The organism is Hydrogenophaga taeniospiralis (assembly GCF_020510445.1).
In the GTDB taxonomy this organism is placed as follows: Bacteria; Pseudomonadota; Gammaproteobacteria; order Burkholderiales; family Burkholderiaceae_C; genus Hydrogenophaga.
Genome location: NZ_JAHBAG010000001.1, coordinates 602,209 through 621,064, shown reverse-complemented (window position 1 = coordinate 621,064; position 18,856 = coordinate 602,209). Strand labels below are relative to the sequence as shown.

33 protein-coding genes are annotated in these 18,856 nt (G+C 65.6%); 20 read left to right on the top strand and 13 right to left on the bottom strand.

Annotated elements, in window-relative coordinates:
• Nucleotides 1-25 precede the first annotated feature (25 nt).
• From KIH07_RS02940 to KIH07_RS02900, 9 genes are all read right to left on the bottom strand, one after another.
• Nucleotides 26-523, bottom strand: a complete 498-nt coding sequence (locus KIH07_RS02940; RefSeq protein ID WP_226490548.1) for a DUF1804 family protein — start codon at nt 521-523, stop codon at nt 26-28.
• The gene (locus tag KIH07_RS02935) at nt 523-795 is read right to left on the bottom strand and encodes a hypothetical protein (RefSeq protein ID WP_226490547.1); all 273 of its coding nucleotides are present in this window, start codon (nt 793-795) and stop codon (nt 523-525) included. The genes KIH07_RS02940 and KIH07_RS02935 overlap by 1 nt, the downstream gene beginning before the upstream one ends.
• Before the next feature lie 6 nt (nt 796-801).
• On the bottom strand, nt 802-1,392 hold the full coding sequence (locus KIH07_RS02930) for a hypothetical protein (RefSeq protein ID WP_226490546.1): 591 nt from the start codon (nt 1,390-1,392) through the stop codon (nt 802-804).
• Nucleotides 1,392-2,132: a glycoside hydrolase family protein gene (locus KIH07_RS02925; RefSeq protein ID WP_226490545.1), complete on the bottom strand. Its 741-nt coding sequence runs from the start codon at nt 2,130-2,132 to the stop codon at nt 1,392-1,394. Before KIH07_RS02925 ends, KIH07_RS02930 begins: the two co-directional genes overlap by 1 nt.
• A gap of 117 nt (nt 2,133-2,249) precedes the next feature.
• Nucleotides 2,250-2,888, bottom strand: coding sequence for a hypothetical protein (locus tag KIH07_RS02920; protein WP_226490544.1), 639 nt, complete (start codon nt 2,886-2,888; stop codon nt 2,250-2,252).
• A 32-nt stretch (nt 2,889-2,920) separates the two neighbouring features.
• Nucleotides 2,921-3,463: a hypothetical protein gene (locus KIH07_RS02915; RefSeq protein WP_226490543.1), complete on the bottom strand. Its 543-nt coding sequence runs from the start codon at nt 3,461-3,463 to the stop codon at nt 2,921-2,923.
• On the bottom strand, nt 3,460-3,906 hold the full coding sequence (locus tag KIH07_RS02910) for a thermonuclease family protein (protein WP_226490542.1): 447 nt from the start codon (nt 3,904-3,906) through the stop codon (nt 3,460-3,462). Before KIH07_RS02910 ends, KIH07_RS02915 begins: the two co-directional genes overlap by 4 nt.
• Nucleotides 3,894-4,292, bottom strand: a complete 399-nt coding sequence (locus tag KIH07_RS02905) for a hypothetical protein (protein WP_226490541.1) — start codon at nt 4,290-4,292, stop codon at nt 3,894-3,896. The genes KIH07_RS02910 and KIH07_RS02905 overlap by 13 nt, the downstream gene beginning before the upstream one ends.
• A gap of 10 nt (nt 4,293-4,302) precedes the next feature.
• A complete protein-coding gene (locus tag KIH07_RS02900; RefSeq protein ID WP_226490540.1) occupies nt 4,303-4,911 on the bottom strand; it encodes a helix-turn-helix domain-containing protein in 609 nt (202 codons plus the stop codon).
• Between the two features lie 29 nt (nt 4,912-4,940).
• Between KIH07_RS02900 and KIH07_RS02895 the strand changes: the two genes are divergently transcribed.
• From KIH07_RS02895 to KIH07_RS02815, 17 genes are all read left to right on the top strand, one after another.
• Nucleotides 4,941-5,234, top strand: a complete 294-nt coding sequence (locus KIH07_RS02895; protein ID WP_226490539.1) for a hypothetical protein — start codon at nt 4,941-4,943, stop codon at nt 5,232-5,234.
• Nucleotides 5,231-5,488, top strand: a complete 258-nt coding sequence (locus KIH07_RS02890; protein ID WP_226490538.1) for a hypothetical protein — start codon at nt 5,231-5,233, stop codon at nt 5,486-5,488. Before KIH07_RS02895 ends, KIH07_RS02890 begins: the two co-directional genes overlap by 4 nt.
• Complete coding sequence (locus KIH07_RS02885) at nt 5,485-7,698, top strand: Mu transposase C-terminal domain-containing protein (protein WP_226490537.1); 2,214 nt, start codon at nt 5,485-5,487, stop codon at nt 7,696-7,698. The genes KIH07_RS02890 and KIH07_RS02885 overlap by 4 nt, the downstream gene beginning before the upstream one ends.
• A gap of 68 nt (nt 7,699-7,766) precedes the next feature.
• On the top strand, nt 7,767-8,528 hold the full coding sequence (locus KIH07_RS02880) for an AAA family ATPase (protein WP_226490536.1): 762 nt from the start codon (nt 7,767-7,769) through the stop codon (nt 8,526-8,528).
• A complete protein-coding gene (locus KIH07_RS02875; RefSeq protein ID WP_226490535.1) occupies nt 8,528-9,166 on the top strand; it encodes a hypothetical protein in 639 nt (212 codons plus the stop codon). Before KIH07_RS02880 ends, KIH07_RS02875 begins: the two co-directional genes overlap by 1 nt.
• A complete protein-coding gene (locus KIH07_RS02870) occupies nt 9,163-9,624 on the top strand; it encodes a hypothetical protein (RefSeq protein WP_226490534.1) in 462 nt (153 codons plus the stop codon). The genes KIH07_RS02875 and KIH07_RS02870 overlap by 4 nt, the downstream gene beginning before the upstream one ends.
• Entirely contained in the window at nt 9,611-9,835 is a 225-nt protein-coding gene (locus tag KIH07_RS02865; RefSeq protein ID WP_226490533.1) for a hypothetical protein, read from the top strand. The genes KIH07_RS02870 and KIH07_RS02865 overlap by 14 nt, the downstream gene beginning before the upstream one ends.
• On the top strand, nt 9,835-10,017 hold the full coding sequence (locus tag KIH07_RS02860) for a hypothetical protein (RefSeq protein ID WP_226490532.1): 183 nt from the start codon (nt 9,835-9,837) through the stop codon (nt 10,015-10,017). Before KIH07_RS02865 ends, KIH07_RS02860 begins: the two co-directional genes overlap by 1 nt.
• Nucleotides 10,010-10,438, top strand: a complete 429-nt coding sequence (locus tag KIH07_RS02855; RefSeq protein ID WP_226490531.1) for a hypothetical protein — start codon at nt 10,010-10,012, stop codon at nt 10,436-10,438. Before KIH07_RS02860 ends, KIH07_RS02855 begins: the two co-directional genes overlap by 8 nt.
• On the top strand, nt 10,435-10,671 hold the full coding sequence (locus KIH07_RS02850; RefSeq protein ID WP_226490530.1) for a hypothetical protein: 237 nt from the start codon (nt 10,435-10,437) through the stop codon (nt 10,669-10,671). The genes KIH07_RS02855 and KIH07_RS02850 overlap by 4 nt, the downstream gene beginning before the upstream one ends.
• A complete protein-coding gene (locus KIH07_RS02845; RefSeq protein ID WP_226490529.1) occupies nt 10,668-10,925 on the top strand; it encodes a hypothetical protein in 258 nt (85 codons plus the stop codon). The genes KIH07_RS02850 and KIH07_RS02845 overlap by 4 nt, the downstream gene beginning before the upstream one ends.
• Before the next feature lie 17 nt (nt 10,926-10,942).
• On the top strand, nt 10,943-11,560 hold the full coding sequence (locus tag KIH07_RS02840) for a DUF3164 family protein (RefSeq protein WP_226490528.1): 618 nt from the start codon (nt 10,943-10,945) through the stop codon (nt 11,558-11,560).
• A gap of 412 nt (nt 11,561-11,972) precedes the next feature.
• Nucleotides 11,973-12,143, top strand: coding sequence for a hypothetical protein (locus KIH07_RS02835; RefSeq protein WP_226490527.1), 171 nt, complete (start codon nt 11,973-11,975; stop codon nt 12,141-12,143).
• On the top strand, nt 12,143-12,769 hold the full coding sequence (locus KIH07_RS02830; RefSeq protein WP_226490526.1) for a nicotinamide mononucleotide transporter: 627 nt from the start codon (nt 12,143-12,145) through the stop codon (nt 12,767-12,769). Before KIH07_RS02835 ends, KIH07_RS02830 begins: the two co-directional genes overlap by 1 nt.
• Nucleotides 12,766-13,467, top strand: coding sequence for a DUF2786 domain-containing protein (locus KIH07_RS02825; protein WP_226490525.1), 702 nt, complete (start codon nt 12,766-12,768; stop codon nt 13,465-13,467). The genes KIH07_RS02830 and KIH07_RS02825 overlap by 4 nt, the downstream gene beginning before the upstream one ends.
• Nucleotides 13,464-13,745, top strand: a complete 282-nt coding sequence (locus KIH07_RS02820) for a hypothetical protein (RefSeq protein ID WP_226490524.1) — start codon at nt 13,464-13,466, stop codon at nt 13,743-13,745. Before KIH07_RS02825 ends, KIH07_RS02820 begins: the two co-directional genes overlap by 4 nt.
• Entirely contained in the window at nt 13,742-14,035 is a 294-nt protein-coding gene (locus tag KIH07_RS02815) for a hypothetical protein (RefSeq protein WP_226490523.1), read from the top strand. Before KIH07_RS02820 ends, KIH07_RS02815 begins: the two co-directional genes overlap by 4 nt.
• A 10-nt stretch (nt 14,036-14,045) precedes the next feature.
• On the opposite strand, the gene KIH07_RS02810 is transcribed toward KIH07_RS02815, so the two are convergent.
• A complete protein-coding gene (locus KIH07_RS02810) occupies nt 14,046-14,234 on the bottom strand; it encodes a hypothetical protein (protein ID WP_226490522.1) in 189 nt (62 codons plus the stop codon).
• 135 nt (nt 14,235-14,369) lie between these two features.
• Between KIH07_RS02810 and KIH07_RS02805 the strand changes: the two genes are divergently transcribed.
• Genes KIH07_RS02805 through KIH07_RS02795 form a run of 3 tightly spaced genes read left to right on the top strand, consistent with a single transcriptional unit; the run spans nt 14,370 to nt 16,149 of the window.
• Nucleotides 14,370-14,897, top strand: coding sequence for a regulatory protein GemA (locus KIH07_RS02805; protein WP_226490521.1), 528 nt, complete (start codon nt 14,370-14,372; stop codon nt 14,895-14,897).
• Nucleotides 14,894-15,733: a hypothetical protein gene (locus KIH07_RS02800; RefSeq protein ID WP_226490520.1), complete on the top strand. Its 840-nt coding sequence runs from the start codon at nt 14,894-14,896 to the stop codon at nt 15,731-15,733. The genes KIH07_RS02805 and KIH07_RS02800 overlap by 4 nt, the downstream gene beginning before the upstream one ends.
• Complete coding sequence (locus KIH07_RS02795) at nt 15,730-16,149, top strand: Mor transcription activator family protein (RefSeq protein ID WP_226490519.1); 420 nt, start codon at nt 15,730-15,732, stop codon at nt 16,147-16,149. The genes KIH07_RS02800 and KIH07_RS02795 overlap by 4 nt, the downstream gene beginning before the upstream one ends.
• A gap of 393 nt (nt 16,150-16,542) precedes the next feature.
• On the opposite strand, the gene KIH07_RS02790 is transcribed toward KIH07_RS02795, so the two are convergent.
• The 3 genes from KIH07_RS02790 to KIH07_RS02780 are packed head-to-tail and all read right to left on the bottom strand — an operon-like array spanning nt 16,543 to nt 18,851.
• Nucleotides 16,543-16,806: a transcriptional repressor gene (locus KIH07_RS02790; protein WP_226490518.1), complete on the bottom strand. Its 264-nt coding sequence runs from the start codon at nt 16,804-16,806 to the stop codon at nt 16,543-16,545.
• Between the two features lie 22 nt (nt 16,807-16,828).
• Nucleotides 16,829-17,149 carry a DUF3325 domain-containing protein gene (locus KIH07_RS02785; protein ID WP_226490517.1) on the bottom strand — a complete coding sequence of 107 codons (321 nt, stop codon included), beginning with the start codon at nt 17,147-17,149 and terminating at the stop codon, nt 16,829-16,831.
• Entirely contained in the window at nt 17,142-18,851 is a 1,710-nt protein-coding gene (locus KIH07_RS02780) for a PepSY-associated TM helix domain-containing protein (RefSeq protein ID WP_226490516.1), read from the bottom strand. The genes KIH07_RS02785 and KIH07_RS02780 overlap by 8 nt, the downstream gene beginning before the upstream one ends.
• Between the last annotated feature and the right edge of the window lie 5 nt (nt 18,852-18,856).

The following is an 18,856-nucleotide window of genomic DNA, read 5'->3' as shown; positions in this document are numbered from 1 at the left end:
GCCACGAGCAACACCATCGGCTCCATCACTTCACCTTGGCGAGTTCTTCGCCAAACGGCTCCAGCAGCTCCACCATGGCCGTGAGGTGTTGCGGGTACCGACCCTGGGCGAAAGTCACCAGGCGCTGCAACACGTCGAGCTGGATCGCCTGCTTGTTCAGCTCCGGCGAGAGGCGTTTAAAGCTCGCCATCGTCTTGTTGAAGCTGTCGCTCATGGAGGCCAGCGTGTCGGCCCGATCGCGCGCGCTCATGTCCTTGGAATCGCGCAGTTGGTCCATGGTGGCCTGGTGCTGCACCAGGTAGTCCTCCAGCAGCTTCTTGCTCAGCGTGCTGAAGTTGTCGTCGCCCAGGGCCACGGCGGCCCGCACGGTGTCCCAGTCGTCGCCCTTGTCGGCGGCTTCCTGCTTCCAGCGGTTGGCCGTGCTGCGGGGAATGCCCACCTTCTTGCAGGCGGTCTCCATCGCCAGGCGCTGATAGACGTACAGGCCCCGCAGCTGGGTGCGTTTCTCGGATGCGTGGGCCATTACTGTCCGGAGCCCCCGCGGCTGAGCCACTGCTTCGCGCCCTCGATCGCCAGAGCGATGCCGATGGAAACCGCCGAGCCACTGATGGCGCCCGCCACCGCGGCCTTCTGCTCAACGACGCGCAGGCGCTTGTCAATGGAGTTGTGGCGCTCCTCCATGCGCTGGTCGAGCGCGTCGATGCGCTGATCCTGTCGAACCAGGTGGGCGGTGATGCTGTCGAGCTTGCCGTCCATCTTGCCCAGCAGCATGAGTTCGTCTTTTTCCATCGCCATGGCGCGTCACTTTCCGTTTAAAAAATCAATCAGGTGTTGGTACCGCTGCCGGTCTTCGGCGCAGGACTTGGCGTTGACGGCCTGGTTGAACCAGGCGTCGGCAAGAGAGAGCCCGGCGCTCTCGGCACAAGCAGCGTCGGCGCCTTCGGCGGCACCAGCAGCGCCGCAGGCACCGGCTGGCGAATCAACACCGGTGAGCGCGCCGTTCCACATGCGGACAGCAGCAAGAGTGAGGCGAGGCACATCGCCAGCATCGGCAGCAGCAGGTAGCTCGACGCGCCCCGGCGCTTGGGCCGGTCCACATTCGGGGGTTCGAGGCGCACGGGCCGCAACCACGAGCGGAGCGCGCTTGCGCAGCGTTTGATACTTGCTGTCCAGTTCGGCATAGCGGTCTTCCTGGTCAATGTGTTCACGGAGGTAGTTGGCGGCGGCCTGGTCTGCGCGCTTGGTTTCCTTGTCGATCGCCTTGGAAACGGCCTGGTCTTCCTTGGCCTGTTTGGCCTGCCAGGCGTTGTCCGTGGCCGTGTGGCCCCACCAGTAGCCGCCGCCCAGCAGGGCGATGGCGATGAGCAGGGCGCTCAGAAGCTGGGCGGCCATCACTGCAGCCCCATGCACTTCTGGTGGCGCTCGGCCTGGCGGGTCCAGACGCCGCGGCATACCTTGTTGCCCGGCGTGGAGCAGTCGAACTCCCACCGCGTAGGGCGGCCCTGGGCATCGCGCCGGTTCACCACCCAGCCCGGCCCCTCGTTTCGGGCGCTGGTCATCTTGCGGTAGCTCAGCAGCGCGTTGCAGGCCTGCGTGTAGTCGCCCGCCTGCAGCTGGCGGCGCATGTCAGACCGCAGCCAGGCAGGGGTGCCGAACTGGTACACCCAGTCCATGTACAGGTCGTACTCGCCCTGGTGCAGGGCCACGCCGGGCAGGCTGTCGCGGAAGATCGCTTCTTCCTTGCCGATGTGCGCCTGGGCCTTGATGAGGGCACGCACGGGCGTGGTGCTCTCGCCCATCTTCACCGGCGTGCCGTCTTCATGCTTCGTGGAGCCAAACCCCAGTGTGGGGACGTCTCCCTTTGCGGGGATCACGGCCGTGGTCGTGTAGCTCTCATGCACCGCCATCCCAACGAAGGCCGCGAAAGACAACGACAGGCCGGTGACGAGCATGCGCGGGCTGACGGCGCCGCGTATACGCGGAGACATGCCGAAGACGCTGGCGGGTGCCCCTGTCCGCAGCTCGACAAGCCTTTCAAAGATCGCCGCCACCAACAAGCCGAGCACGAACCCGACGAGGATGCTCAGGACGACCCAGGGGATGAGAAGTAGAGGGAGGTGTGTGATGCCCATGCACCGACTTTCATCGGGCGGGCAGAAATAACTAAGGCCGACATGGGTCGGCCTGTGAGGGTTGGAATTGCTTTTTTACGGTATCACGGAGCCCACCGAAACCGCAAGGCCCTGTATTTAAACCGGCTCAGCTGCCGGCGTTTCGGCCCAGCTTTTCGGCAGCAGACGAATGGCTGGAACATGCTCCCGCCACACATCAGCCTTGGACTTTTCTTTGGTCGACTTCTTGTATTTCGCACGCCATCCAGAAAGGGTTGGGAGGTAGGAAACGACTTGATCGATGGGCTTCCCGATGTAGTGGCCAATGCTGTTTTCGACGGTGTTGATGTCTTGGATTCCACTCTGGAACCCACTGGCGACGTCGACCAGGCCAACCCCCATGTGCTCGATGTCTGTCACCACGTCGGGGAAGGCCGCTTGCGCAGTCTTCGGGATCAACATCAGCTCCGGAACGCCACACAAAGGTAGGTCGGGCTGATCTGGCTTGGGTCGCCATGCACGTGCCAGGAAGGCACGCATCGACGGCATGCCGGGACCAAAGCCAACCTCGGCATAAAAAAGCTTCGAGTAGTGATCCCGCAGAGAGTAGATGACCATGTGGCTCCGGCTGGCACCAACCAGCTTTGCCAACGACGTCTCAAAGGGCTTGTCCTGATATTTGAGCAGCCCATCTTTTCCCGCGTAGTAGTGCTTGGACACGCTGGCCACCAATTGATGAACATGGTTGGGGTGGTTGCTTCTGTAGTGCTGCATCACGATTTAAAACTCACTCGGCAACTGCATCAACCTTACCGCTTGCAACCACCCAACTGCTGACACTCCGCACGAAGGGCCGCTGCATCCTCACGCAGCTCGCGATTGCGTGTGTCGCACGTTGTGGCCAGGGCCGTCATTTCTCCCGAAATAGCACTCTCCCAGGTGGCGCCAGCGAGGTTGTTGTTCGCACGGGATTTCTTGGCCTGCAGGGCCTTCATGTCGCGATCGCATGCAGCCCGCTGCCGGCGGATCGCTGCAAATGCGTCCGGCACCAGTCTGACTTCCAGCTCCTGCTTTCGTCGCTCCTGCTGACTTGCCGCGATCTGCTGCTCAATCCGCTGCGCCTCTGTTTGAGGTTTGGCGGAGGCGTCGGACTTTGCGCCTCCACCAGCCGCCTCGGATGCCTGTGTTGTCGGTGCAGCTCCACTTGCTGGCCGAACGGAAAGGGTCTCACCCTTTCCAGGGCATGCAGCATCCTGGAACACCACCCGACCGTCGATGGTGCATTTGTTGATGGCCCAGGCGGGTGACACCGCCAGGCAGGTGAGCGCGAGCAACGTTGCTTTGGCGTTCATGACTTCCTCCTTGATGCACGCCACTCCCATGGCGATACGGGTTCCAGATCGGTCCACAAACCGCGACCGGCATTCTTTGCGGCATCTTGGTGCCGATACAGCCACTCGTAGCCCGTCGCGTACCTGTCGAACACCCAGGCCATGCCTGCATTGACCTGTTCGGTCGCAACGTCTCGGCCATTGCACTCTACATCGGCCACCGTGCGGCCGTATCGGTCCGTGTCGGTTTTCCGGATGGTGGCCTGCACCTGGTGGCAAAGTTCATGCAGATGCTGGCGCGACCTCTTGCCAAAGGCCTGGGCTTTCTCAGGCGCATCAATCGCGCCGATGCGCACCTTCACCACCTGGTATGCATCAGGCTCGCCGCAACGGGCTTTCAGCGTGTCTCCGTCGGTCACACCAACGACCAGGCAGATCAGCGCGGCGGAGATTACTTCTTGCATGGCGCTGTGGATTGGATCACCACCTCCACATACCGCTTCAGCCGATACAGCTGCTTGCCGTCCAGCTCGATCACCATCCGGGTCTTGAACTCACGCTCCATGAAGTCCAACACCGCGATGCGGTCCTGCACGTTGTCCATGAGTTGCAGCACAGCTTTTTGTTCGGGCGTCGCGCGCGGCGCCGCCCGGTTTTGTGTGTGGTGATGGTGGTGATTGATCACCGTAACGTCGATGCGGTCCGCCTGCACCGCGCCGTGCTGGTGATTCCGTGTGACTCGGATGTTGCCGCCAACCCGGCCAACCTGAACATTTGAATCCCCCGTGACTTCTTGTTTTGGCAGCAGCCGGCCGAGCCAGGCCAGCAGCTGTTTTGGTAGCTCTTGCAACGCATTTACCTCACTTGTTTTTGATCCGGGCCTTGTTGCCCACGCGTCCGATCTGGATGTTGTTGTTGCCCACGGCGCTCTGGCTCTGGCCGCCGCTGGGTTTTTGAGTGCGCGCAGCTGGCATGCCTGCGGATAGCAGCGCGGCAGTTTGGATGAGGTTGCGCCGCGCCTCGGCGTTGCAACGGCGGTAGCTGTCGATCAGCACGCGCTCATCGGCCGGCAACAGGTCCGCCTCTGGCAAGCCCTGGGCACGCTGTCCCATGAGGATGTAGAGCACATCGGCGCCTGCGGCGGCGAGTGCCGAGAGCTGCACTGCATTGGGTGAAGGCCCTCCGCCCTTTTCCCATTCGACGTAAGGCCTCCTCGTGACGCCCGCGATGGCAGCGAACTCCTCTTGAGTCCTTCCCAGTCGTTCCCGCTCGGCTCGAAGCCTTTCAAAAATATTTGCGCTCAAAACAGCCCTTGAATATTGACGTGTGCTGAAAACAGCACCACAATAACTATCAATCAAAACCGAATGCAGAACATCCACCACACGTAGGACGAACTGAATCCACCACCAGAAAGAACACAGCTGCATCGGCATCTCTGATGGCTTCTGCCTGAGCTTTTGAAACATCAATTTACCACTTCACACCACACCCCCCCATGACATCGAACCCTGTCATCACTCGATTGCCGTATCCGCAGACGGTGCAGAGCGCGCGCACGTTCATCGTGAGCAACGGCCTGAGCATCAGCGAGTTGGCCCGGGTCAACGGTCTGAAGCGTCTGGCGCTGCAGGACCTGCTGCGCCCCAATGGGCAGCTCAAAGGCATGCGCGGCCAGGCACACCTGGCGGCCATCGTCCTGGGCCTCAAGCCCGCACCGGGCACCGTTGCCGCCAATGACCCGCACAAGCTGCCGCGCCGCAAAAACGCTGCAGCGGGAGCGGTCGCATGAGCACCCAACCGGCACCACAAGCGGCCGACGCGGGCAGGGCGTTTGAGTTGCGCGACTTCCTCAACCGCCACTGGCCTGACATGGCTGATGGCTTCTCCATCAAAACCAGCTACGGCAACGTGCGCATTGAGCCCGGCCGCTTGGCTGATGACATCCGGGATTTGGTCGCCCAGCAATACATGCTGGAACTGATGCACCTCGAACAGGTCGAGAGCCAAGCCAAGGCCGCAGCTTCCAAGGGAGCCCAAGCATGACCTGGCTCACAGCACGCGAACTCGCAGGCTTGCCGGGCATGCCTGCCTCGGAGCGGCGGACACGAGACAAGCTCCAATCCCTTGGCGCCGCTGAACGCCAGAGGAGCAAGGTGGGCGGCGGCATGGAATACGACTGCAGCGCGCTACCCGAAGAAACCCGCGCCGCCATCGCCGCGCGCCAGATCACCCGGGCAGGCACCACCGCGCTCTCCCTGGTGGAGCCCGCGCCCGTCCGCTCCTTTGTGCCGCCAGGTCTCCCGGTGCCCAAGCCCGGCGAGCTGGCGCCTGTGCCGTCCCCCTCGCGCCGCCCGCCCAGCCAGGCCGACAAGTCGGTGGCCGACGCGCGCGTGCACCTGGTCAACACGGTGCTGGAGCTGGTGCCCCTGCACGGCCTCAAGCGCTCCTGCGCGCTGTTCGCCGCCCAGCTCGTGACGGGTGAGGCTGGCGCAGAGGTGCAGTCCATCGCCCGCACGGCCAATCAGCGGGCCCGGGGCGACATGGTGAGCGCCCGCACGCTGGAGCGCTGGATCAGCGCGCACCGCGAGCACGGCTGGTGGGGCTTGCTGCCGGTGTCCGTCGAAGTCGCCCCGGTGCCCGAGCGCATGGAACAAGACGTGGCTGCAGTCCTCGGCCTGTACCACTCGCGCAACCCGATGTTTCGCAAGCTCACCATGGCCGCCAAGGAGGTCACCCGGTCGATGGGCCGCGACTTCGACACCTGGGAGGCGCTCTATGCCCGCGCCCGCCGCGCCTTGGACAAGTACGGGAAGTCGCACGAAGCCAATGTGGCGCTCATCAAGTCCCGCCACTCCGGCTCAGAGCGGGACGTGAAGCTTCCGTTTAAACGGCGCGACGCCAGCATGCTCGCCCCGCTCGACGTGTGGGTGATGGACGGTCACACGTTCAAGGCCAAGGTGCGCCACCCAGACCACGGTGCCCCGTTCGCTCCCGAGCTGACACTGGCGAAAGACTGGTCGTGCCGAAGGATCATGGGTTGGTCCGCTTCGCTCTCAGAGAACGTGTTCGCGGTGGGCGATGCGCTGCGCCACGGCATCGGTCAGCACGGCATCCCCGCCGTGCTGTACACCGACAACGGTGCGGGTGAAACCGCCAAGCCCATGGACTGCCCGATCGACGGCTTCGCCGCCCGCCTGGGCATCGATCACCGCACCGGCATCCCTGGCAAGCCGCAGGGCCGCGGCGTGATTGAGCGTTCCTGGCAGACCCACGCCATCAACTGCGCCCGCCAGTTCGGCAGCTACCAGGGCAGCGACGTGGACGGCGGTGAATTCCGCAAGGTGGCCGCCGAGTTGGCGAAAGAGCAGCGCGCGGTGCGCCGGTCCAAAGAAACGGGCACGGTGGTGCGCCTGTCCAACAAGTGTCCCACTTGGCCGCAGTTCGTCGAGGCGGTGGACCGCATGGTGCATGAGTACAACAGCACCCACCGCCACCGCTCGCTGCCCAAGCGCGCCGACGGCAAGCACATGACGCCCGATGAGGCCTGGGCGGCCAAGTTCGATCCGAGCCTGCAGCACCTGCCCACACAGGGCGAGCTGCGCGAGCTGTTCATGCCCGCGGTGCTGCGCACAGCGCGGCGCGGCGAGGTGGCGTTCTTCAACCAGGTGTATTCGGCCCCCGAGCTGATGCGCCGCGATGTCGAAGGCCACGAGGTCAGCGTGCGCTACGACATCCACGACCCGAGCTGGGTGCGCATCTACACGCTCGACGGCCAATTCGTCTGTGATGCGCGCTTCGCCGCGAACCGCATCGACGCCATGCCCAAGGCCGTGGTGCAGATGGCCCGCGAGAAGCGCGTGGCCGCCACGGTCAGGCTGCGCCAGCAGCAGATCGAAACCGCCCTGCGCGAGCTGAACAGCCCGGTCGATGCCGACAACACCGTTTTCCTGCCGGAGCTCACCACCCCCGAGGTGTTGGGTTCCACCCTGGGGGCGCAAACCTCCTCCTCCCTCCCTGATTCCTCCAAGGGCGAGGCCGCGCAAGCGGACTCGGGCAGGCCTTTCTTTGACACCCCCGGCGCGCGCTACGAATGGCTCATGCGCCACCGCGATGCGTGGACGGGTGTGGATCAGGAGTGGCTCGCCCAGTACGTGGAAAGCGACAGCTTCGAGCAGCTGCGCGAGTACTACGAGGGGCGTGGTCTGGGGTGGGGCGCGGCTGATGAACAGCCGGGTTTTAAGAGTGCCCTGTGACGGCGGCAACCGTCACAGAGCGTGCCTGAGTTGATGTGTGTCGATACCCAAACGAGAAGGAATGTAGCGTGAAAAAAGGCTTTGTTCAAACCGAGAATTTCCGCCGCCTCAAAGAGGCCGAGAAGATCGTGGACCAGCGCGGCGCCATCGAAGCCAGTCTGGTGCTGGTGCGCGGGGTGTTCGGCATCGGCAAGTCCATGCTCACCGAGCGCTGGGCGGCCGAGAGCGGCCACGTGTTCCTGCGCGCCAAAGAGACCTGGACGAAACAGTCCATGCTGCGCGACCTGGCCGCCAAGATGGGCCTGCCCCTGGATGGCAACGCCTCCCAGGTGCAAGACCGCATCATCGGGCAGCTCGCCGTCAGCATGACGCCGCTGATCATCGACGAGGCCGACCACCTCATCCCCACCTCGCGGGTCATGCGCGGCGGCCAGCGGGTGGCGCCCATGCTGGAGGCGCTGCGCGACATCACCGACATCACCGGCGTGATGTGCTTCCTGGTGGGCATGGAGCGCTTCCCGACCATGGTGCTCCAGTTCGAGCACATCGCCAGCCGTGTCGCCCACATCGTCCAACTGGAGCGCCTCTCCATCGAAGACGTGCAGGCCACGATCAAGGCCAAGGCCGAAGTGCCCATGAGCCCCGAGGTCGTGGCCGCGATCCACAGCCAGGCCAAGGGCCGTATGCGCTGGGTGCTGGGTGCCATCACCAACCTGGAAGGCTGGGCCAGGGCCAACAGCTGGGCCCGTATTGAAGCGTCCCACATCAAGGGCCGGCCGCTGTGCACCGAGTTCACCGCACAGACCGCCACCAGCGGCAGGGAGTCGTGATGAAGCATGTGCAACCCTGGTTTGTCGGGGCCACGCTGCGGGCGATCGCGCAGCACGTGCAGAAAACCTCGCAAATCTTCACCGCTCTGGACGTGGCCGACTGGGACGAAGCCCTCAAAGGACAGCCCGGCAAAGCGCGCCTGGCGCTGCAGCGCATGGCAAACCACAAGTTGGTTGAGCCCTGCGAGCTGCCCATCACCCGCACCTTGGCAAAGCTGGAGCCGCGCTGGAAGCTCACGGCCAAGGGGCTGGGCACCTGCCGCGCCATCTTGCAGGCCCAGCCCGGTGCGGCGCTTCCCGATGCCACCGCGCTGTCCACGCGCCTGTGGGCTCTGCTGCGCTCGCGCAAGACGCTCACCTCCGAAGAGGCCGCCAGCACCCTCATCGACGCGGGAAGCCGCGACTTTGCCAAAGCGCAGTACCAGATCGGCGGCTACCTGCGCGCCTGGGAAAAGCTGGTGCCCGACGTTGTCAAGGTCAGCGCCCGGCGCGTGGAAGGCTGCAAGCGCTACGTCATGGTCAAAGACGGTGGCGTCCGACCGCCGCCCACCAAAGCCAGCGCCATCCCGCCCATGCCGGCGCCCTCCGCGCACCCGGCGCCCCTGGTCCAGTCCGTGAAGCACGAGGCGCGCGCATGAGCCAGCAGTGCCCCTACATGCAAGAGCCCTGGTTCTTGTTGCTGGTCGAGCGCTGCAGCGGCGTCGTTCGCGCCCGCATCGCCGAGCAGCTCGGCATCAGCTCCACCGCGCTGTCCATGGTGCTCAACGGCACCGGCCCCTACGGCAACGGCACGGCCAGCACGGCCCACATCGCCGAGCGTGTGGTCCACACCTTCGGCCGCTACGCCTGCCCCCACCTCACCGCCGAATCCGGCGGCGATCAGGAGCACGTCATCACCGCCGACCAGTGCCGCGTCTATGCGCACCGGCCGCCACCCATCGGCAGCCCGCTGGCCATGCAGCACTGGCAGGCCTGTCGCCAGTGTCCACATCTCGAAGCCAGCGCACCACCCGTCGAGCGCACCCCCGTGCCGCGCAAGACCGTGCGCGCCCCGTCCACCCCTTCACCCCAGGAGGCTCCCCGTGACCATATTTAAACGACTCGCCCAGGGCGGCCCGGTCGGCATCGTGCACGCGCTGCGCGAAGCCTGGATCGCCAACCAGATCCGCCACGTCAGCATGCTCATGGACCGCGAGCGCGAGCTGCACCTCGAACACACGGCCCAGCTGCGCGCCGAGCTGAACCGCCTGGTGCTGCGCCAAGCCAACGCCGCCCAGCGCGCGGCGGCCTTCTGGAGGGCGCTGTGATGCTGTTCCTGGTCACCATCAAGCTGCGCAACGGCAAGCGCCTGGCCGGCGTGGGCTGGTTCATCGACCAGTCCGAGGCCGTCATGCAGACCATGTCCGACTGGCCCGAGGCCGAGCGCGTGAAAACGCACTGCATCAGCCCGCGCCGCTCCCACATGCCCAAAGGGGTCCGCCATGGCTAAAGGAATCACCCATTCCTGCGCCAACGTCTGGCGCGGCGTCGCCCGGGCGGGTGGCTGGTGGAGCGTGGCGCGCATCGCCAGCGACTGGGACGGCGTGTACGCCGCCGAAGAGGTCGCCGAGCACGTCGCCACGCTCAAGCGCGGCGGCTTCCTGCAGGAGGCCGAATCCCGTCGCCATGGCGCCCTGTACGCCTACACCATCGGGTGCCACCAACTGCCCGGCGAAACGCTGACCCCGGTTACCGCCGAAGCGTGCCACACCGAAGACAACGCATCCATCGTCCCGCCGCCCCAGCACGACGTGATGCACACCGTCTACAAGCCATCGCAGCCCACCTACCGGCCCGACGCCCTGGACCACCAGGCATGCCCCAGCCTGCACATGGGCAAGCGTCGCGCTTTCCGGGGAGAAGCGGCATGACCTTCATGGAACTGCAAGACAACGCGCCTCACCTGGCGCAGCTGCGCATCGTGCTGCTGGCCCTGCTGCCCAAAGAAGGCGAGCCCCGCACGGTCGCCGAGCTGGCGGCAGCGGCCCACACCGACAAGCAGAGCGTTTCCGACGCGCTGTTCGACGACTACATGGACGGCCGGCTCGGCTTCGACGTGCTGACCGACGCCTTCCACAACAAACGACAAGGGAGCGCGCTGTGAGCCTCACTCCTGCCGAACTGACCGCCGATGACGCGGCGCTCAAGGTACTGACCAACCGCTTGGCCGAGATGGCCGAAGCCGCGCCCAGCCATCGCCTGATGTTGCTCGCGCTGCTGGCCACCTACCAGGCCGTGGCGAGCTGCCACCCCTGCTGCACACGCACAGCTGCGGAGGCCGCACTGCAGGTGGGCGGCCGACTACTGATCTCCACCCTGGACGCATTGCCGCGTTCCAACCCGTCCAACCTTCACTGAAACCAAAGGAGCCACCCATGGCTGAAAAAAACACCATCCCCGCCGGCTACTGGCAAGACGCCAACGGCGCGCTCATCCCCACCGCAAAGATCAAGGACATCGACAAAGACCGCCACACCACAGTCGTCGAGCTGGCGGAAGCGGCGAAGGACATGAGCGCATCGCTTTTCGGCTTCAAGACGAACGCGATGATCACGATTCAGGACTTCATCAACCGCAGCCTGCAGCAATACGACGTGAAGACCGGCGGCGACAAAGGCAACGTCACGCTGGTGAGCTTTGACGGTCGCTACAAGATCACCCGTGCGGTGCAGGATTCCATCGTCTTCGACGAGCGCCTGCAGGCGGCCAAGGCCCTCATCGACGAATGCATCCACACCTGGGCCAAGGGCAGCAACAGCAACATCAAGGTGTTGGTGAACGACGCCTTCCAGGTGGACAAGGCCGGTACGGTCAACACGGGCAGGGTGCTCGGCCTGCGCCGCCTCGCCATTGACGATCCAACCTGGACGCGCGCCATGGCCGCGATCGGAGACAGCATGCGTGTCTCCAGCAGCAAGACCTACATCCGCTTCTACGAGCGCGACGAGACGGGCTCGTACCAGGCGATCAACCTTGACGTGGCGGGGGTGTGAGCATGGGCGCGCCGTACATCCCCCGTACTGACAGCCTCCCTGACCAGGTCTGTCGCTACTTCGTTCGCCTGCCCGACGAAGAGCTGCTGTCCCGCGAAATATCGGCCAACCACAACGTGGCCGTCAGCAACGTGGGAAGCAACTTGAAGCTGGCCGTTGAGGCTGGCTACCTAACCCTCGATGGTTCGGTCTACAGCGCCGGACCGAACCTCCGGCAATTCGCCGCCCAACTGGAGAAGGGCAATGGCGTGACCGAGGGCCGAGCCTCATGGCCCGCCAAGGGCGATGCTGGTAACCCCCCCCGGCAAAGGAAGGATCGTCGCACAGGCGCGCATCCAAGGCCTTCACCTTCGATCTTTCGACCATCGAAATCCAGAAGGGTGTCCCGCTTCCCGCAGGTCGCCAGCCCGCAATGGATTGGCCCGCATTCCTGGGCAAGCTGGAAGTGGGCGACTCGTACATGCTGCCGGCCGAGGCGCGATCCGCGCTCGGCAGCGCCGTGACGAAGTTCAAAAAGGCCACTGGGCGTGTGCTCAGCGTTCGTGTGATGGCCGAGGGCTGTGGTGTGTGGAGGGTTGAGTGATGCCGTTCGTTGAAATCCTCTCCGCCGCCTTGGGCCTGCTCGGCGCGCTACTGCTCGCCACGCGCAGCCGCTTTGCCGGCTGGGCCTTCGTGGCCTGGTTCGCCAGCAACATCGGCTGGATCGTGTTCGGTGCAGACAACCAGCATTGGTTCTTCATCGCGCAACAGGCCGGCTTCACGGTCACCTCGCTGCTCGGCATCTGGCAGTGGCTGGTCAAGCCACAGCAGCTGCGCCGAGCCCAAGCCAGCCAGGTGCCGGCCGAGCCCCGCATGGATGCGGCCCGCGCCAAGGCGGTGCTGCGCCTGATCGGGTTCCCCGGCTACACCTTTCTCCTGGTGGGCAACTTCATCGGTGCCACCTACCTGCAGGCGACCTTCCACGCGCCCTGCAACTTGTCCGGCGGCAGGCCAGTGAGGCAGACCACGCGCAAGTGGCAGCTCTCCGCGCACATAACGCCCAGCGAGCTGGTGCAGACCGCGCTCAAGTGCGTGCTGACCAGCCTGGAGCACGAAGCCCGCGAACAGTTCATCTACCGAGGGAAACCCATCTTCGGGCCCCACTTCGACGTGGAGCGCCTGGTGGAACTGTGCGAGCAGGGTGACACGGCACTGGAGGTTCGGTCATGACCCGCGACGACGCCCTCAAGAAAATCAAGAAGTGCCTGGCGCTCTCGCGCAGCGCAAACGAACACGAAGCCGCGGCCGCGCTGCGCCATGCCCAGAAGCTCATGCAAGCGTTCGGCTTGGCCGAGGAAGACATCTCCCTGGCCGACGTGAGCGAGGCACGCGTCAAAGCACGATCAGCCGCCGCCAACCGCTGGGAGCTCGCGCTGGTGCACCTCGTGGCCGATGCCTTCGGCTGCGAGACCTTCGGAAGCCTGAAAGGCGCCTACAACGCCGCTGGCAACTTCACCCGCACGCGGCATTGGGTGTTCGTCGGCATTGACACTGCGCCCGAGGTGGCAGCCTATGCCGCCGAAGTGCTGATCCGCCAGTGCGCCACCGCGCGCCTGGCGCACATCGCCAAACAGCCCAAGAACTGCAAGCCCATCACCAAGACCGCACGCGGCGATGCGTTTGCCGTGGGCTGGGTGGCCGGCGTGGAAGCGAAGGTCGAAGCGTTCGCCCAGTCAGGCAAGAACGAAACCCTGCTGCTGGCCTACATGCAGCGCGAGCACCCGGACCTGGCCGACGGCAAGGTGCGCGACACCACGAAGAAGCGACGAGTGGATCACGGCCACATCGCCGCCGGCTACCGGGCAGGCAAGGCCGCCGAGCTGCACCGTGGTGTGGGTGGAACCGAAGAGCGGAGGGCAATTGCATGAGCGCCGACAACACCGCAGCCGCGGCGAAGCACAAGCGGCTTCCTCGCCCGGCGCAGCTGCAGATCAACCAATCCGGCGCGTGGCGCAGCGCGTTGAACTTCGATGCCGGTGACGCACCACCTGAGTTCCTAGAGGCAGCCGATTCGTTGGGCCGCCTTTCAGGAACGCACATCGGGATGCGGATCGTGATCTGCATCCCGTCGGGCAGTGGCAGCACCATACCAACGCGCAACGTGCTGATGCACTGGACCCGCGAGACGGGCTGGGTGTCCGCATGAGCCGCGCACCCACCAAACCCGTGCAGATGGCATGCCTGCACATCGGCTATCAGCGCATCCTGCTGCCGGCCGACAAGGCCATGAAGGTGCTCGAAGCCCTGCAGCACGCCGTGCAGGTCGAGATCGATTTCAAGGGCCACAGGGAGCTTTACCAAGTTCAGGAAGAACCCCTGCGCGTCGAGTTCCTGCTGGTGAGCCAAAGCCAGATCAGCATGCCCCACGGCGAGCCTTTCCCAACGCCTGCCGTGAAGACCGCCTTGCCGCCTGCGCGCCCGAGGTTGCTGCGATGAGCCCTCTACATCAACCCATTGGTGCTGCTGTGATGCGTTCCAACGCTTCACGTACACCTGGGCCGAGATTGAGACAGCCGGATTGGCTTGCCTCAATCCATTGGAAGGCGGCGGCGCGTAGCCCTTCCATGTGTGCAGTGCCTATCGCTCGTGCATCTCTCTCAGCTTTCAGCACAGTGGCCAGGTCCAGTGTTTCCATCGCTCGATCCTTGTATAGGGCGACGTGCCCTGCGGCAGATTCTTTTATCACGACCGGTTTTTGCCAAGCGATCGACTTGTCCCAGCGCAACGCTGAACTGATGCGCAGCCTTTTCACCTCCATCGTTTAAAAGCCATGGCCACCACCACCCGCCGCAACTTCACGGCCCACGCCAACCAGGCCAACGCCGACGCCCAGCGCAAGCGCGAGCTCGGCCAAATCCACCAGGGCAAGGCTGCCCTGGCCTGGAGCGATGACGACTACCGCTACCACCTGTTCGACCTCACCGGAAAAACCAGCGCGGCTGAACTGGACGCAGCAGGCCGCGCCAAGGTGCTCGCCCTCATGGCCACCGGCGGCTACAAGCCCAAGGGCTCCACCTTCAAACCCTTCGACCAGGCCGCCAAGATCAAGTGGCTCTGGAAAAAGATCGGCGCCGCCGGTGGCCTGCGAGACGCCAGCGAAGCCGCGCTCCTGGCATTCGTCGGCCGCCACACCGGCAAGGGCGTCTCCGACGTCAAGTTCCTGCCCACGGCCGACGCCTCCAAAGTCATCGAAGCCCTCAAGGCCATGCTCACCCGCGCTGAGCGGGCGAAGCTGCAGGAACAGATCCAGGCCAAAGCCCCGACTTGCACCAAATCGCAAACAGGGGAAGCCCAATGACGCCCGTCGATCAGGAGTTCATTCACGACCCGGACAACGGCCAGTACGGTGACTGCCAACGCGCGGTAGTCGCCTCGCTGCTGGACCTTCCCATCACTGCCGTTCCGCACTTCCTCCAGGAAGCGGCAGGCGAACCGGTGACCTACTGGGAGAGGCTGCAGGCCTTCGTCCGTTCGCATGGCTTTGTCTATCTCAATGTGCCAGTTCGCGCGGGCCAGGCCTTCTTCGGCGACGACGGCGATGTGTTTCATGAAATCAGCGGCCCCAGCCCGCGCGGGAATGGCGTCGGCCACGCCGTGGTCGGGTGCAACGGCCAGATCGTGTTCGACCCGCATCCATCTCGCGCCGGTCTGGCCGGTGATCCTGCCACCTGGGAGCACGCCTACCTGGTGCGGATCAACGCCGTCAGTCCTTGCGAGCTGGGCATGCTCCAGGCCGAGAACGCCGGCCTAGAAGCCGCCAACCTTCACCTGTCGCGCATGGTCGATGAGCTGCAGTCTGGGCCCGTATTCGGCATCATTGATCCGGACTATGCCGCCGCGTTCACCAAGGCGCGGATCGCTGCCTGGCAGCACGGGTACGCGATCACGCTGCATGGCAGTTTCACCCGTGATCTCGACCTGGTGGCCGTTCCCTGGACTGACCGGGCCTGCGATGCCGAGACCCTGGTGGCAGCGCTCGAATACCGAACTGGCCTCAAGCGGCAGGGGCCACCCTCTGACAAGCCGCACGGCCGGAAAGCCGTTTCCCTGTTGTTTCCCGCCTTTGAAGACCCGCGTTGGATCGACCTCTCGGTTCTGCCGCGCATGCCAGCCCAGGAGGTCGCAACGGCATGAACGACCTGGCCGACATCATCGACTCGGACCTGCTGCCCCCGCTGCTGCAGGACTTCGAGCGCCTGATCGGCCTCCCGGCCACCCTGGACCTGGTGCGGGTCCACGGCGGCCTGCGCATCTACGTCCCCACGCCAGCCCGCGTCCACGCCGATCACCCACTCGCCAAGATCATCGGTATGGACCGCCTCATGACCCTGTCCAAGACCTACGGCGGCGAGGACCACTTCACTCTGCCGAAGGCCGAACGGGCCATCCTGGCCCTGCGCAACAACCGCATCGCCCACGCCTACGGCCACAACAAGACCGTCCGTGAGCTGGCCGCCGAGCACCGCCTCACCGAGCGCCAGATCGAGCGCATCGTGGCCGCGGCCGGCATCACCGCGCCGACCGATCGGCGCCAGTCCACCCTGTTTTAAACCCGCGCGAGCGGTGTTTAAAGGCGTCCGACTTCGGTAAAGTCGGACGTTGTGGACAACCTCCGTTCACCTTCGCGCAACCTATTGATGCGCAAAGGATTTTTGAAGTCGGACGCCCGAGTGACGTCCGACTTCAAAACGTCCGACTTTGTTTTGTGGCGCTCCAGGCCCGTCAAACGCACGTAAGCCCGCGCCAGGCTTGTAATTTCACTCGGTGGCACCATCCGCCCACCCCGGCCCAGAAACCGCCCGTTTTGGCCGTTCTGGCCCCCCGCAGCGCCCATTTCGTGCCAAAGCGCCCGTCAAGGTTCCAAGAACCCAAATCGCCCGCAAACCCGCGCCGCTATTGAGGTTCGCCAAATCTATCCACAGCCCCCGGCAGTGCCAAAACGATCACCTCCCCATCCTGGGCCGGTAGGCCGGGTGGCGCCCGTGCCGCCCGGCGGGGTGCAGCAGGCCCGTGTAGCACAGGGTCTGCACCATGCGGTACACCGTGCTGTAGGCCATGGAGACGCCGCGCCGGGTCAGCGCGGCGTACACCTCGACACCGGAGCGGGGCGCGCCCGCGGCCAGGCAGAACTCGGTCAACACCTCCAGCCGGCTGAAGGTCAGGCGCAGGCCCGCGGCCCGAAGGGGCGCGGCCAGGGGGTGGTGCATGGGTGGGGTCCGTGACGCGGTTTCAATAGCCCACCACGCCAGACAGGGCGCGCAACCAGTGGGGCCGCCAGCTCAGCGTGAAGGCGACGCTCGCGGCCGAGGCCGACAACAACAGCACCCAGACCAGCGCCGCCATGGAGGGGTGATCGGCCAGCAGGCACAGGCCGAGCGACGCCGCCAGGCCCAGCGCGCCGGCGGTGCGCAAGGCGCGGCGGCGCGCGGGCGGCAGCGGGTGCGCGCGGCCCAGGGCCTGGTGCCAGTGCGCGTCCATGGCCAGCGCCAGCCAGGCCATGGCCAGGGTGCAGACGGCCCAGGCCGCCATCAGCAGCAGGGCTTCACGCATGGGCGGCGTCTCCGGCGCCGGGCGCGGCGCGGTGGGCCGGCGCGGGCGTGGCTTCCAGGCGTTCGCGCGCGCGCAGGCGGCGCGCCGCGAAGCTCGCCACCGCCGCGCTCAGGAGCAGGCTCAGGTCCAGCCCGGCCACCGGCCAGTAGCCTTCGCCGAGCGTCTTGACCAGGTGGTCGCCGGTGGTGATGCCGTTGAGCAGCACGGCGGCCAGCGCCAGCGCCGCCAGCGCCCGGCACTGCTCGCGCCAGGCCGGGTTGGTGCGGGCCTGGGCCACCGCGGCGCTGCGCCAGAAGGCGTGCGCCATGGCCAGCAGCCAGCTGCCCCAGAAGGCCAGTTGCTCCCAGTCGCCCTTGCCGGCCAGATCGGCGGGCAGCAGCCGGTTGGCCACCAGCATCGACAGGGTGGCGATGAGCATGCCGGTGACGGTGGTCACGGCCAGCGCGTCCACCACGCGGCTGCCCGCGCTGCCGGCCCGGGCGTGCTGCTTCTTGCGCTTTTCCACGAAGAAGACGAAGCCGGTGGCGATGCACACGCAGCCCATGAGGCCGCCGAGCACGTAGAGCCAGCGCAGCAGCCAGTGTTCAAAGTGCTGCAGGTGCAGGCCGGTCAGGAACTCGTTGACGCTGCCCACGGCCGAACGTGGGGGGTCTTCGCGCAGCAGCTCGCCGGTGCTGGCCTTGAAGTGCACGCCCTGCCCCACCAGGGCCACCTGGTCGCTGCCGGCGCGGTAGACGCTGACGTAGCTGTTGGCGTCGCCCACGTGGCTCACCACCAGGAAGCCCACCTCGCCGGCCATGTCGCGCGCGGCCCAGCGGCGCTTGGCCTCCTGCACCATGGCGTCCACCGAGGCCAGGCCGGCGGGCACGCCCGCGGCCTCGTGCGGCAGGCCGGTGGCGGCGGCCTCCATCACCTCGTGGCGGTCGTGCAGCGGCTTGAGCTGGGTGTGGGCCACGGGCAGGAAATAGAACGAGACGAAGATCGCCAGCCCGGTGAAGGCGAAGAAGAAGTGGAACGGCAGGGCCAGCACGCCGGTGAGGTTGTGCAGGTCCAGCGCGCTGCGCTGCGTGTGCTTCTTCGGCCGGAAGGTGAAGAACTCGCGGAAGAACTTGCGGTGTATCACCACGCCGCTGACCAGCGCGGCGAGCATCACCAGCGCGGCGAAGCCGACGATGTAGATGCCGATGCTGTTCCAGTTCAGGTGCAGGCTGTAGTGCAGCGGGTAGAAGAACTCGCTGCCGATCTTGAGCTGGTCGGCGCGCAGGGGTGTGCCGCTGCGCGGGTCGATGGTGACCTCGCCGTGGATGTGGTTGTGCGCGCTCGGGTCCTTGGGGTTGGGCACCTTGAAGCCCACGCCCATGCGCAGCACCGGGTCGCGGTGGGTGGTGTAGGCCCAGTACTCGTCGGCCTCCAGGCTTTCGCGCGCGGGCAGCGGCGCTTGGCGGGTGTCGATCAGGCGCGGCGCTTCGCGCGCGAACTCGTCGGGGTCGGGCTGCACCTGGCGCAGGCCGGGCAGCAGCAGGGTGTCGAACGAGGGCATGGGCTGCGGCTCGAAGCGGGTCTGCGGGACGGCCCAGCGGTCGATCTCGCGGTCGAACACCGAGAGCGAGCCGAAGAAGAAGACGACCATCAGCACGAAGCCCAGCACGAGGCCGAACCAGGTGTGCAGCCAGGTCATGGAGAGTCGGAAGTTCTGGAGCATGGGGG